Origin of the sequence: Arthrobacter sp. 2RAF22, assembly GCF_052115325.1 — a bacterium.
Classification (GTDB): domain Bacteria; phylum Actinomycetota; class Actinomycetes; order Actinomycetales; family Micrococcaceae; genus Arthrobacter.
Genome location: NZ_JBFRGL010000012.1, coordinates 49,559 through 62,969, shown reverse-complemented (window position 1 = coordinate 62,969; position 13,411 = coordinate 49,559). Strand labels below are relative to the sequence as shown.

Sequence of the window (13,411 nt, the reverse complement as noted above, 5' to 3'; positions counted from 1 at the left end):
TTGCCGGGGCTGAAATCCCGGCAGGGCAGGAGCCCCCGCCCCGGTCCCGGCAGGACCGGCCAAACGTCCATTCCATCTCCCGAGGTCAATATGGCTATACAACAGTTGGATACACCAGAGCGAGTCAATCGGAGTGCCGCTCCGGAAATCACCGTCTCCGGAATCGGAAAGCGGTACGGTGCCAGCACTGTGCTCCGCGATATCACGTTGTCGGTGGCTCCGGGGGAAATCCACGGCATCATGGGGGAAAACGGTGCTGGCAAGAGCACGCTGCTGAAGATCCTCGGCGGCGCCATCGCGGCAGATTTCGGCGTCGTCAAGCTTGATGACCGGGAGGTGAAGATCGCCGAGCCCAGGGACGCCATCGCACAAGGAATATCCCTTATATCCCAAGAGCTGGCACTCGTTCCTGGCCTTTCAGTGCTGGAGAACGTCTTCCTGGGCCGATGGGCCAACACAGGAAGCCTGCTCCGTTCGCGGCGGGACGCCGATCACTTGGAGCGCCTCCTGGCCGAGACCGGCTTTGAGCTTGACCCCCGGGCGATGGCGGGGGACCTCCCGATCGGTCTGCAGCAGCAGGTCGAAATCCTGAAAGCCCTCGCCCGTGGCGCCAAGGTGCTGTGCATGGACGAGCCGACGGCGGTCCTGAACGAGGCCGAGAAAGCAAAGCTGTTGAAGGTGATCAGGAGCCTCGCGCGTTTAGGCACCACCGTCATCCTCGTATCGCACTATCTGGAGGAAGTCCTGGGTCTAGTGGACCGAGTGACCATTCTCCGCGACGGACAGCACATCACCACTGAGGACGCCTCGGGGCACACGCCCGAGTCGCTCGTCGGCCTGATGGTCGGCAGGGAGGTCGATTTCCTCATTCCGGAGGTTCGGCCGGTACCCCCGGAAGCAAAAACGGTGGTCCAAGTGGCGGGACTGAGCAGCTCAAAAGTGAAAGACGTCTCCTTCACGGTCCGCCAAGGCGAAATCCTGGGTATCGCTGGCCTGGTGGGCAGTGGCCGCAGCGAGACCCTGCTCGCCATGTTCGGTGCTGATCGAACCACCAGTGGATATGTCCAGATCAACGGCCGACGCCTCCGTGCCAACTCCATCCGGGAAGCCATCAAAGCCGGAATGGCCCTCGTCCCCGAGTCGCGGAAAGAACAGGGCCTAGTCATGTGCCGGCCGGTGGACGAAAACATCGCTCTTTCCACCTTGTCGGGCCGATCACTGGGCGGTTTCGTCAGGGTAGCCCGGGAAAAGGCAGCCGTATCCGAAATCAGCCATTCCGTCGACCTGCGCGGCGCCCGCCGCGGCTCGCTAATTGCCGATTTGTCCGGAGGAAACCAGCAGAAGGCGCTCTTCGCCAAGTGGCTGCTCAATCCTCCGGCGGTGCTGCTGGTGGACGAACCCACGCGCGGTGTCGACATCGCGGCCAAGGCTCGCATCCACGGCATGATCGCTGACCTCGCAGCAAAGGGCACGGCTGTCGTCGTTGTCAGCTCCGAACTCGAGGAAGTCATCGGCCTATCCCACCGTATCCATGTCATGAGGCAAGGCCGCATCGTTGCTGAATTCGACCGGAACGCCTCCCGCGATGAAGTCATGGCTTCCGCATTTCTGAAATAGGTGAATCAAATGACCACAGTTACTGCTGCCGTGTCCGAGCCGGCCGAGAAGAAATTCAAGCTCAATGTCAGGGATTTCGGGATCGTCTTCGGACTGATCGCCATCATGCTGCTACTGACCCTCAATACCGGAACGTTCCTCACGGGCCGAAATTTCATCAACCTGTTCGACCAAGCTGCCATCGTGGGACTGTTGGCCGCTGCCGCCACACTGTGCATCGTCAGCGGTGTCTTCGATCTTTCCTCCACCGCAAACTTGGCTGTCTCCGCCATCGCCGGAGTGATGATCACCCAGCACTTAGGGGTGATCGCGGGATTCGTCGGCGCATTGTTGGTGGGAGCCGCCCTGGGAACCGTCACCGGCCTGATCGTGGTCAGTACGAAGGTGAATTCCTTCATAGGCACGCTGGCGGTGAGCATCATTTACCGCGGCCTGGCCATCGTGATCACGGGCGGAGCCATCGTCGCGCCGCTGCCCGAGCAACTTGCCGCCTTCCAGACGTGGACCTGGCCCAGTCTCTTCGGCCTCACTGCGGGCTCCGTGCTCATGGTAGCCATGACGATCGTCCTAGGCATCGTCCTCTGGCGCACTACGTTTGGCCGCAGGATTTACGCCGTGGGCGGCAACAAGGAAGCGGCACGCCTTAGCGGTATCCGCACCGGTTCCATCCACGTCGCCGTCTTTGCCATCAGCGGCCTGTGCTCCGCGATGGCCGGCATGATTCTTGCTTCGCGCGCAGGCTCAGCCCAGCCAGCCATGGCCATCGGCATCGAACTCACGGCCATTGCCGCCGTGGTCATCGGAGGCACCAGCATTCTCGGCGGACACGGTGCTATGTGGCGGGCCTTCGTGGGAGTCATGATCCTGACCGTCATCGGCAACGGCTTCAACCTGCTCCACTGGGACACCACCTACCAGCAGGTTGTCACCGGCGTCCTCATTCTGCTTGCAGTCGCCGCGGACGGATTGTTCTTCCGCAAGCGCACGGGCTAGGCCCTATCGGGGGACGCTATATACATGGAACATGGTCATGACCTGGTGAGGGAACTGCGGCAGGCTGAACAGGAGGCCGAACAATGCGCATAGGGCTGCGGTTGCAGGGAACAAGCTGCCGGACCTTGGTGCTCGACGGGCACAGCGTGGTGGCCGCCGCGGCTGCGGAGCGATGCAGCACGCTTGCGGAGGCCGTCGACACCACCTTCGAAGAGCTTCGCCACGAGCTTGGTGCGGAAACTACGAAAGTAACGGATATTACCTCCGACGCCGGAAGCGTCCTCGCTGCGCGGAAACTAGCCTCGGTCATCGCGATCCGGATTTCGCCCCGCCCGCCTGCGGACGCGTTCCACGTGACTGGGCTGCCGGCACTCGTGGTACCCGTGGTGGCCCGGACAGTCCACGTCGGCGGAGGCCACGACCTGCGAGGACGCCCCCTCGCTCCGCTAGGTTTGGAGGCTTTCCTGACCGAACTTCCGGACATCCTCTCCGGAGACGTACGGAACATTGCAATCACCTCCGTGGGGTCGACAGCGTCGAAGGATCACGAAACGCGCATTGCCGATGCCATCCTGTCCAGTGACAGCGAAATGCGCATCAGCATCTCCAGCGACTTCTATTCCAGTGTTTTCCGCGACCGTGACTACACAGCCATCCTCAACAGCGCCCTCATGGAAACAGGAGAGGACCTGGTCGCGATGCTGGAAGCGTCGGGACGGCGGCATTTTCCCTCCGCCACGATGTGGTTCGCCAAGAACGACGGCGGCCGCGCGCCGCTCGCGCGGCTGGCAGTGATTCCGATTCACGGGTTGCGCCCCGAACCCGCTATGCAGATCCTCGGCGCGGCTACCTTGGCCGGCGCCCCGGATGGGGAGGTCGTCATCTGTGCGGACTCTGGGGTCACCGTGGGCCAAATCCGCGGGGGTCTCCCTGCTACGCGAAGCGTCATCCGCCAAGGGTACGAGGCGAGCCTCGCCAGCAACGCCGCCGTCGTCGAACCGTACACGGCCGACCATCCGGTCCGCCCTGCGGTCCCCTCGGTGGTTGCGGACCTCCGAAGCGGGCAGGACACCCCGCTCCCGTTCGGGCTGGTTCCCACGCTGGCAGCTGAGCACGACGCTGCGCAGGTGGGCTCCGCCGTCGCGCCCCTGACCGCCTGGATCGACAGGTTGGAGACTGTTAGCGGTCGGGCGGACCTCCAGTTGGTGCAGCGTCGCGCGGAAGAAGATGCCGAGTCGGCAGCCGTTCAGTTGGGGGCGAGCCCCGGGCTCACGCGGATCATTGAATCGAACGTCTATGCCATGCCGTATGGCAACCCCGGCATCGTGCGGATCAGGGTCCAAGCCGCTGGTGAAGCCTCCGGGGACACGATTGAAGATGCCCCCGAAATACAAGGACGGGCACCCTTCGGGGCGGAAGAGGGTGTCATTCGATGAGCGCCCTGCTGACGGTGGAGGATGTCCGGCACCTGCGGACCGGCGCCCACTTCCTGGCCTGCACCATCGACCCGACAGCCATCTACGTTTACGCGGAGATGATTGAAAGGGCCATGGAAAACCGCGTGTTGGAACTCATCTCGATTGACGAGCTGGCCCCCGATGACCTCGTGGTTGCGATCGGAATGGTCACTCAGGGTCTCCTCATCGCGGATATGCCTCCTGTAGGTGATGAGTTCATCGGGTGCATCCGTGCCATCGAGGCCAACCTTGGCCGGCAGGTGCGGGCGATCTATTCGCTCGCCGCCGCCAACATCAACGGAATTGTTCCCCTCATGGTCGGGCTGCAGTCCTCGCTGCCGGTGATTGATTCCGACCCCATGGGCCGTGTATTTCCCTTGATCAGCCAAACAACGCTGAACATCGGCCACGTCCCCATCAGTCCGATCGCCCTCATGGGAGTTACCGGCGAACGGGCTGTGGTGGAGGCTGAGAACCCGCAGCGGGCCGAAACCCTGGTGCGGGCACTCGTCACGGAGATGGGTGGGTGGGCCGCTACAGCCATGTATCCGTGCTCAGCGGGCCAAATGCGCGAGCACGGAGTCCACGGCTCCATCAGCCGGATGATCCGAATCGGGGAGATTCTCGACGGCGAAACGTCGGTTGGACGCAAGTTCCAGCAGCTCGCTGAATTTCTGGGTGCCACCCGGATTGCCCGGGCCCGGGTGAGTCACGTCGAAGGCCTGTCGCGCCCTTCGGACCTAGGCCTTCCGGCGCTGCCTTCCAGCGTGACGCTCGTGGACGAACGATCCGGGCAGATCATCCGCTTGGAGATCCAGAACGAAATCTTGCTGGCCCTCGTCGACGGCGCCATCGCAGCTGCCGTCCCGGACATCGTCTCGCTGCTCAACTCCGAGCACGGCACGGTCGTCAACATCGACGATGTGCGGGTGGGCGATGTCATTGACGTCCTGAAGATCAAGGCCGCGGCGCAGTGGTACTCGGAGGCAGGCCTTGATCTTGCTGAACCAAAGGCCTTTGGTATTCCGATCGAGCACCCAAGGCGGCAACATGCGTAGGTCGAAAAGCGAGAACCATCTGGATGTCGCCGCGCTTCTGGCGCACGGCTCCCTCCGCGGCACCACCCCGCTGTATCTCACTCCGTCCAGCGCGGCAATCGACGGCGTCGTTCTTGTCTCCCAGCTCGATGCCATCCAGCGGGTGCGGCCCAACACCGTCATCGTCCTTTCAGCGGAGATGGGCTCCGGCGGCTGGCTGGTGTCCGCAGCTCTGCGGCACGCCTGGGAGCGGAAGGCCAGCGCCGTCGTCGTCGCTGGAAGTACCTACTCCAGCGCAGTGATCGGCCTCGCCGAGCGGCTGGGTATCACCTTGCTGGCCGCCGAGGGCGACACGTCAGGCATTGCCCTCGCACTCGCCGCTGAAATCGGCGCTGCCCTTTCCGTGGTGGACGCTGAGCTGGCGCGGTTTGCCCGAGCGGTCGCGAAGGACACGACCTTGGGAGCTGTCCTGAATACCATCTCCAGGGAGCTGGACGGTATTGAAATCTTGCTGGAGTACGACGGCGTGAGCCTGGCGTCCGCGGGAACGCCCACCCGGGAGGCAGTCGAAATCATCACCGTGGATGTTCGCGGTTCGAATAGCTCCATCCCGTCCAGGCTCACCGCGAGGGTACCAAGATCCGGAGTCCACAACCTGCAGCTCGTCCGGTCGATCCTCGAGGTGGCAACGCCGTCGGTAAACGCTGCGTGGCTGTTGGGAGATGTCCTCGACACTGCGCGTGCAGTACCCACGGCGGCCCTTGTCGGCTTGAACCACGACCCCGGCTCCTCCTGGACCACGTTCGTGGAACGTCACCGGCACTTGCTCTCCCAGCTGGGCTGGCGTGGGGAGGAGCAATATGTGGCCGTGTGGATCCGCAGGGCGTCGTTGGAAGCTCATCGCCCGGAGCTCACAGCGGTGCTGCGGTTGCTCTGGCGGAAGGTCACAGTCCGCAGCCCCCTGGCCGAAGTCCACGGTGGCTGGCTCGCCCTTGTTCCCGTCAGATACCAAGAGTCGGCGGACCAGCTCGAAGCGCGGATCCGGGTCCGTCTCGGGAAGTCTTTAGAGGAACTGGGGCTGGGGGCAGGACTCTCTCGGTGGCGCGAGGAACCCGTGGCACTGCCGAATATCGTCCGTGAATCCCGTTTGGCCGCTGAATCCGCTCTCTCGACGGGACCCGGCACCGTGGCAGGCTTCGCCAACCTCGACGTTGCGGCGGCCGCGACGTTCGTCGATGAGGACTCGGTCCTGCTCGTGGCCGAACTGACGCTGCCGCTGCTCATGGCCAGCCCGGACAGAGACCTCGTCATTGCGGCTGCAGGGGCCTTCCTCGACCACCACGGCTCCGTCAGCCTCGCAGCAAGCTCCCTTGACCTGCACCGGAACACCCTGCAGAGCCGGCTAAACCGTGCCCGCGAACTGGGCGTCCCCCTCGACACCCCAGCCAAGCTCTTGTCCGTCCATCTCATCCTCAGCACACTTCGTCGCTCAATCCACAACAAGACGAGCTCCGCCAATCCCGGCTATAACCAGAAAGGACTCCCATGAGTTCCCAGTTCGAAAACTTTGACGATGTCTATGCCGCCGCTCAGGAAACGCCCGGCGTCATCCTGTTCACCGCTTCCGTCGTCGCCGACGCAGGCACCAGCATGGCGCGCATTTACACAAGCCACCCGGGGGTCTACCCCGTGGGCGGAAGGAAGACCCTGGGCGGGGACACCAACCCGGTGTGGCTCGAGCAGGTCCTCAAGGGCCAGCAGCCGTTCCTTGGGGCGGACAAGGAAGCAGTCCGGGCATTCTTCTTCGACTCCGCGACCATTGAGTCGCTCGGTTGCGGCGCCATCGTCAACGTTCCAGTGGTAAGCAACGGTGAGACCATCGGATCCATGAACTTCCTTGCCGCTGAGGGTAGCTACGGGCAGACATCGGTGGATGCGGCCGTGGACATCGCCCAGCGCTCTGTCCCGCTGTTCGAACAAGCGATTGCCACCACTAACTAGGAAAGGAATCTCCACACGTGACCACTACCCCGCCGGGAACACTGACCATCCGGAACGCCCTCATCTTCGATGGCGAGACCCGGAACCTGATCGAAGGCTCCATCACGGTCCGCGAGGGCCGGATCACCGAAGTGGGGCGAGACGTGGAAGAGGCCGGAAAAATCGTTGACGCCGACGGCCGTACCGTGATTCCCGGGCTCATCGATGCGCATTTCCATGCCTACGCGCTCAGCTTGACTGCCGCCAAGAACGAAACGGGGCCGTTGAGCTACTCTGCGCTCGCAGGGGCCCGGCGACTTGGGGCAGCCTTGAACCGGGGCTTCACGAGCGTCCGTGACGTGGCCGGGGGAGACATAGGCCTTGCCAATGCCATCGACGAAGGCTTGTACGCAGGTCCGAGGTACTTCTTTACCGGACCGGCCCTGAGCCAGACAGGTGGCCACGGTGACATCCGGGCCGCGGACGACGGCGGGTGCTTCCATGGCGGCCACATGTGCGAAGTGGTGGACGGCGAGGATGAGCTTCTGCGGGCCGTGCGCAACCGCTTCCGCACCGGAGCCACGGCCATCAAGCTCATGACGTCCGGCGGAGTCATTTCGCCCGTCGACCCCATCAGGGTTCCGCAGTACAGCTCGGCCGAAATCCGCACTGTAACGGAAGAGGCCTCCCGCCGGGGCAGTTATGCGACGGCCCACGCTTACTCGCCCGAGGCCATCCGTCATTCGGTGCTCAACGGGGTGCGCTGTATTGAGCACGGCAATCTGCTGGACGCCGAAACTGCCCGCTTGATGGCTGACAATGAGGTCTACCTGGTTCCGACTTTGGCGACCTACGACGCGATGGCACGGCGCGGCGAAGAAATCGGTCTCACGGAGATAGGGGCGGCCAAGAACCGGGAAGTGCTGAATGCCGGCCGGAATGCCGTCGTGTTAGCACGCGACGCGGGGGTCCGAATTGGATTTGGTACCGACCTCATGGGGGAGCTGGAGGACGAGCAATTGGCCGGGCTCCGCCTGCAATGCGAAGCACTGGGTGTCTACGATGCGCTCCGCTCTGCGACATCGACCAACGCAGCCCTGTTGCGTCGCGATGACCTGGGCCGCATAGCCGAAGGAGCCTTTGGAGACCTGGTCATCCTGGACGGAAACCCTGTCGATGAACCGTCGGTGCTCTGGGACGAAAGTCGCACACGTACGGTCATCAAGGCCGGACAGGTCATCACAAGGCAGTAGCCAGCCGCTAGAGGCGGCCTTGAACCGAGGCCCGTGCGGTCGAACGGGCCGCCGGCCCCCACTAAGCTGTGGCCCATGGAAACTGTCGTCTGGTCCAGACCGGAAAATGAGCGCGCAGGGACGCCGCTCCTGGTGATGATGCACGGATACGGCACGGACGAGCAGCGAATGGTGAATCTCTTTCCGCAGCTCCCCAAAGAATTCACTTGCGCTGCGCTCCGTGGGCCCATGGCGATAGGGGACCACTACGGCTGGTTCCTGCTGGACTACTTCCTCGCCAACGACTTCGCGGACGTCATCACCGCCACTAACAAGGTCTTCGCCTGGATCGACTCCGTCAAGCGGAATCACAGCAGCGTGAGCCTCCTGGGCTATTCCCAAGGCATGGCCATGGCCAGCACGCTTCTGCGTCTCCGTCCGGAAGGCTTCAAAGCGACAGTGGGCCTCTCCGGATTCGTGCTGGAAAACGACCTTCTGGCGCTCAGCGAGTCCTTCGATTCGCCGCCGCCGTTCTTCTGGGGCAGGGACAAAGCCGATCCCGTGATCTTCAGGGATGCCATTGAGCACACCGAGGAATGGCTCAACAAGAACATGGCTCTCACCTCGAGAACCTACCCCGGCATGGGCCATCGGATCGAGGCCCGGGAAATGGCGGATGTGAGCGCGTTTCTGCGGTTTTACGTCCTTCGTTGAAGTGAGGTCCGCGTCACATTCGGGGATGCCGGAAAACAACTCTTGATTGCCAAAATTGTAAGCGCTTACACTCTTCTTCGGCGGTGCAAGGATGTGCCGCCAAATCCAGAAGATGAAAGGGTTGAGGCCGTGTTGAATGGTTAAGGCTCACCGCGTGACAATCCAGGACGTTGCCGTCCTCTCGGGCTTGTCCATCTGCACCGTTTCACGCGCCCTGCGGAACCTGCCGAACGTGTCCGAAAAAGCACAAGCCAAAGTGGCCGACGCCGCAGCCAAGCTCGGCTACAAGGCATCCTCCGCGGCGGCCCGGCTGGCCGGCGGAAATACCGGTTCCATCGCCATCATCACTCCTACCGCCACCGCGTGGTTCTTCGCCCAGGCCGTTGAGGCGGCCGAGGAAGTGTTCGGAGACAGCGGTTTCGACACCGTCCTGATCAGCCTGCGCGGCAAGTCGAGCGTCAAGCGGAAGATCTTTGGCGACCTCCTTGGACTGTCCCAACGCGTGGATGGCGTGCTGCTCCTCAACGTCGATTTGAGCGAATCCGAGGTTGCCCTCCTGGCCGCGTCCGGCCTTGCAGTTGCGAGCGTGGGGATGACTTCCGTACCGTGGGACAACGTAGGGATCGACGACGAACTCGCAGCTTGGCAGGCCACCTCCCACCTGCTGGGGCTGGGCCATTGGGATCTGGCGGTGCTTTCCGGCCGCGAAACCCAGGAGAACTCGGTGTTGACGGCCAGCGACAGGCTCAAGGGATTCAGCCGTGCATTGAAGGACCATCACCTGACTGTTCATCCGGATTTGGTCATCAATTCGGATTCCACGATCGACGGCGGCCGTATAGCCATGAACGAACTCATTGCCCACAGGAGCCTTCCCACCGCGGTCTTCGCACACTGTGACGAGGCGGCGTTCGGGGCACTGATGGCCTTGCGAGAGCACGGGCTGTCCGCACCAAAGAATGTCTCCGTGATTGGAATCGACGACCACCCCATGAGCTGGTTCCTCGGCCTGAGCACGGTGGCGCAGCCAGTGGCCGACCAGGGTGCCTTCGCCGCCAACCTCCTGGTGGACCGGCTCCAGAACGCCGACGCCCCCAACGAACCCTCCCACCATTTCCTTGACACGAAACTCATTGAACGCAAAACCACGCGCCGCCAGCGCTGAACGGACCACTCCCCACCATGACTGATACCCGAGCCACCCAGAAGACCGCCTGGACGGGCGCCACCGCGCTCCTTTTCGACCTCGACGGCGTGCTGACGCCAACCGCCGTGGTGCATGAGCAGGCTTGGCAGGAGCTCTTCGACGGCTACCTGGCCGAAACGGGCCATCCGGACGGCTACCAGGAGAGCGACTACTTCGACCACATCGACGGCAAGCCGCGCTTCGATGGCGTGCGTGATTTCCTCACCTCCCGTGGAATCACGTTGCCGGAAGGACCCACCGACGACGATCCCGCCAACACCAGCGTGCAGGGCCTGGGCAACCGCAAGAACCGGATCTTCAACGAGATCGTGGATTCGCGTGGCGTCGAGCCCTACGCGGGCTCCGTCCGCTTCATCCACGCCGCATTGGAGCTGGGACTCAAGCTCGCCGTCGTGTCCTCTTCCCGCAACGCGCCCGCCGTCCTGAAGGCGGCCGGACTGGATGGCTACTTCCCGGTAGTCGTCGACGGCCAGGTGGCGGCCGCCGTCGGGCTCCCCGGCAAGCCGGATCCGGCCACGTTCCGTTACGCCGCCGAACTGCTGGACGTTCCAGCCGAGGGCTGCGTCGTCGTCGAGGACGCAGTGTCCGGCGTGCAGGCCGGCAGTGCCGGGAACTTCCGCGCCGTGATCGGGGTGGACCGGGGAGCCGGCCACCAGACCCTGCTCGACGCCGGCGCAACGTTCGTGGTCGACGACCTCGATGACCTCCTCTAACCAAGCCGTTTCACCAGAAACAGAAGGAACCCAACAGTCCATGGCACTCATCAGCTCCGACCGGCTGCGCTTCCCCTGCGAACCGTGGAAGCTCGTGGAGAGCATCCACGTTCCCGGCGACGCCGGTACGCTCGAAACCCTCTTCAGCCTCGGCAACGGCCACCTGGGCATCCGCGGTGCCCATTGGGCCGGGGCGGACGCCGAACTCCCCGGCACGTTCATCAACGGTTTCCACGAAACGTGGGACATCAAGCACGCCGAGAACGCGTATGGCTTCGCCCGCACGGGACAAAGGATCGTCTATGTGCCGGATGCCAACAACTTCAACGTTGTCATCGACGGCGAGCAGCTGAGCCTCACAGAGTCCGCGGTGCAGAATTACCGCCGCAGCATCGACTTCGCCACGGGTGTGTACGAATGCGCCGTTACCTGGGAGTGCCGTTCAGGCGCCATTGTCACCACCCTGGAGCGCCGCGCCGTCGGGATCGATTCAAGGGGTTCCCTCGGCATCGAGCTGAGCCTCACCGCAGACCGCCAGGTGTCCGCTGACATCACGTCTTTGGTGATCAATCGGCAGGACCAGCCTGTGGAGGACCACTCGGCCCACGACCCCCGCCGCTCCGGCCGCCACGCTGGCCGGGTGTTGCTTCCGCTCCACCTCCAGGGCTCCGACGGATCGCTGCGCATGGCTTGGGAAACCGCTGAATCCCGGCAGCGCATCGGCATGGCCGTGGACCATTGGATATCCGCCGAAGGCCAGCCCTTCGAAACCGTGGTGGGGGAGGACGAGTCAACGGTCCGCTACGTCATGGCCGTGAATGAAGGCGAGACGTTCCGCTTGGAGAAGAGCGTCAGCTACGTCGTGAACAGCGCCGATGCAAGCGAATCAGACCCGGGCGAGATCCTCGCGTCCGACGCCGAATTGGGCCTCGTGCCGTTTGACGCGCTCCTCGCCGAAGGCGCGGCGCACTACCGGGATTACTGGTCTACGGCGGATATCACCATTGGCGGCCAGCCCGAACAGCAGCAGGCCGTGCGCTGGAGCCTGTTCCAGCTCGCCCAGGCCACCGCGCGGGCCGGCGTCGCGGGCATCCCGGCCAAGGGCGTCAGCGGCTCCGGCTATGAGGGCCACTACTTCTGGGACCAGGAGGTGTACCTCCTGCCGTACTTGACCTACACTAACCCGGCTGCCGCGCGCCAAGTGCTGGAATCCCGCCACGCGATGCTTCCCGACGCCCGGATTCGGGCCAAGGAACTCAGCGTGGACGGTGCACTGTTCCCGTGGCGCACCATCAACGGGCTCGAGGCCAGCGCGTACTACGCCGCTGGCACGGCGCAGTTCCACATCGCCGCCGCCATCTCCTTCGCCGCCAACCGGTACCAGTGGGCCAGCGGCGACGCGAGCTTCCGCGCCGAAGTGGGCGCCGACCTGTTGATCGAGACGGCCCGCATGTGGGCTTCGCTGGGCTTCTTCGGCAAGGACGGCTTGTTCCACATCCACGGCGTCACCGGCCCGGATGAATACACGGCGGTGGTCAACGACAACCTCTACACCAACGTCATGGCCCGCTTTAACCTGCGGGCCGCTGCGGCACTGGAACACCCGGACGTCCCCGACACCGAGCGGATGGTGTGGCAGCAGGCCGCCGCGCGTATGTCCCTTCCCTACGATCCGGACATGGAGATCTACAGCCAGGACAACGACTTCATGACCCTGGAGCCGTGGGACTGGAACACCCCTAAGTCGAAGTACCCGCTGCTGCTCAACTTCCACCCGCTGGTGATCTACCGGCACCAGGTCCTCAAGCAAGCGGATACGGTACTGGCGATGTTCCTGCAGTGGCAGGACTTCACGGCCGAGGAAAAGCAGCGCGCGTTCGACTTCTACGATCCCATCACCACCGGCGACTCCACCTTGTCCGCCTGCGTGCAGGGCATCATGGCGGCCGAGGTGGGCTACTCCGACGTCGCGCTCAAGCACTTCACCGAGGCCTTGTTCATCGACCTGGACAACACGCACCACAACACCGTTGACGGCGTGCACATCGCGTCCACCGGCGGCATTTGGAGTTCCCTGGTGTGCGGTTTCGCGGGCATGCGTGACCAGGGCCAGGTCCCGCACTTCGATCCGCGGTTGCCGGCCGAGTGGGACAGCCTGTCCTTCCGGCTCAAGATCCGCGGGCGGCTGTTGTCTGTCGAGCTGCGCGCGGGGTCCATCAGCCTTGCGCTGGTTCCGGATTCAGGTTCTCCTGGGCTAGGGTCCGACGCCGGTTCCGCACCTTTGGAGGTCAGCGTGCGTGGGCAGCGGGTAGTCGTCGGCGTTGAGACCGTCACTGTGCCGCTCGACGAAGTGCCGGTCCCCGCGCCGTCGGTCTTCCCGAGCCTCTTCCCGACGGCGGGACTTCCGGTGATTGGGAGCGCGCGGGTCTAGGCGGGCCCCCAAGCTCAGCCGGGGGCCCGC

General features: G+C 63.8%; 11 protein-coding genes. All 11 read left to right on the top strand.

All coding sequences use genetic code 11. From position 1 onward, the window contains the following. Positions 1–90: 90 nt before the first annotated feature. The 11 genes from AB4068_RS10995 to AB4068_RS10945 all read left to right on the top strand — a co-directional run bounded on the left by AB4068_RS10995 (position 91) and on the right by AB4068_RS10945 (position 13,381). Positions 91–1,617 carry a sugar ABC transporter ATP-binding protein gene (locus AB4068_RS10995; RefSeq protein ID WP_441433383.1) on the top strand — a complete coding sequence of 509 codons (1,527 nt, stop codon included), beginning with the start codon at positions 91–93 and terminating at the stop codon, positions 1,615–1,617. Between the two features lie 9 nt (positions 1,618–1,626). Then, the gene (locus tag AB4068_RS10990; protein ID WP_059388414.1) at positions 1,627–2,610 is read left to right on the top strand and encodes an ABC transporter permease; all 984 of its coding nucleotides are present in this window, start codon (positions 1,627–1,629) and stop codon (positions 2,608–2,610) included. A gap of 83 nt (positions 2,611–2,693) precedes the next feature. After that, positions 2,694–4,046 (top strand): hydantoinase/oxoprolinase N-terminal domain-containing protein, encoded by a 1,353-nt coding sequence (locus AB4068_RS10985; protein ID WP_441433382.1) that lies wholly within the window; start codon positions 2,694–2,696, stop codon positions 4,044–4,046. Then, entirely contained in the window at positions 4,043–5,125 is a 1,083-nt protein-coding gene (locus AB4068_RS10980) for a DUF917 domain-containing protein (RefSeq protein ID WP_284990760.1), read from the top strand. The genes AB4068_RS10985 and AB4068_RS10980 overlap by 4 nt, the downstream gene beginning before the upstream one ends. After that, a complete protein-coding gene (locus AB4068_RS10975; RefSeq protein ID WP_253257244.1) occupies positions 5,118–6,653 on the top strand; it encodes a helix-turn-helix domain-containing protein in 1,536 nt (511 codons plus the stop codon). The genes AB4068_RS10980 and AB4068_RS10975 overlap by 8 nt, the downstream gene beginning before the upstream one ends. Further along, complete coding sequence (locus AB4068_RS10970; RefSeq protein ID WP_059388418.1) at positions 6,650–7,105, top strand: hypothetical protein; 456 nt, start codon at positions 6,650–6,652, stop codon at positions 7,103–7,105. Before AB4068_RS10975 ends, AB4068_RS10970 begins: the two co-directional genes overlap by 4 nt. Positions 7,106–7,122: 17 nt before the next feature. Next, the gene (locus tag AB4068_RS10965) at positions 7,123–8,337 is read left to right on the top strand and encodes a metal-dependent hydrolase family protein (protein WP_059388419.1); all 1,215 of its coding nucleotides are present in this window, start codon (positions 7,123–7,125) and stop codon (positions 8,335–8,337) included. Positions 8,338–8,412: 75 nt separating this feature from the next. After that, complete coding sequence (locus AB4068_RS10960; RefSeq protein ID WP_307053873.1) at positions 8,413–9,030, top strand: alpha/beta hydrolase; 618 nt, start codon at positions 8,413–8,415, stop codon at positions 9,028–9,030. Between the two features lie 154 nt (positions 9,031–9,184). Continuing rightward, entirely contained in the window at positions 9,185–10,195 is a 1,011-nt protein-coding gene (locus AB4068_RS10955) for a LacI family DNA-binding transcriptional regulator (protein WP_253257245.1), read from the top strand. A 17-nt stretch (positions 10,196–10,212) separates the two neighbouring features. Then, entirely contained in the window at positions 10,213–10,950 is a 738-nt protein-coding gene (locus AB4068_RS10950) for an HAD family hydrolase (RefSeq protein WP_284764054.1), read from the top strand. A gap of 40 nt (positions 10,951–10,990) precedes the next feature. Further along, positions 10,991–13,381, top strand: a complete 2,391-nt coding sequence (locus AB4068_RS10945) for a glycoside hydrolase family 65 protein (RefSeq protein ID WP_441433381.1) — start codon at positions 10,991–10,993, stop codon at positions 13,379–13,381. Positions 13,382–13,411: the final 30 nt, after the last annotated feature.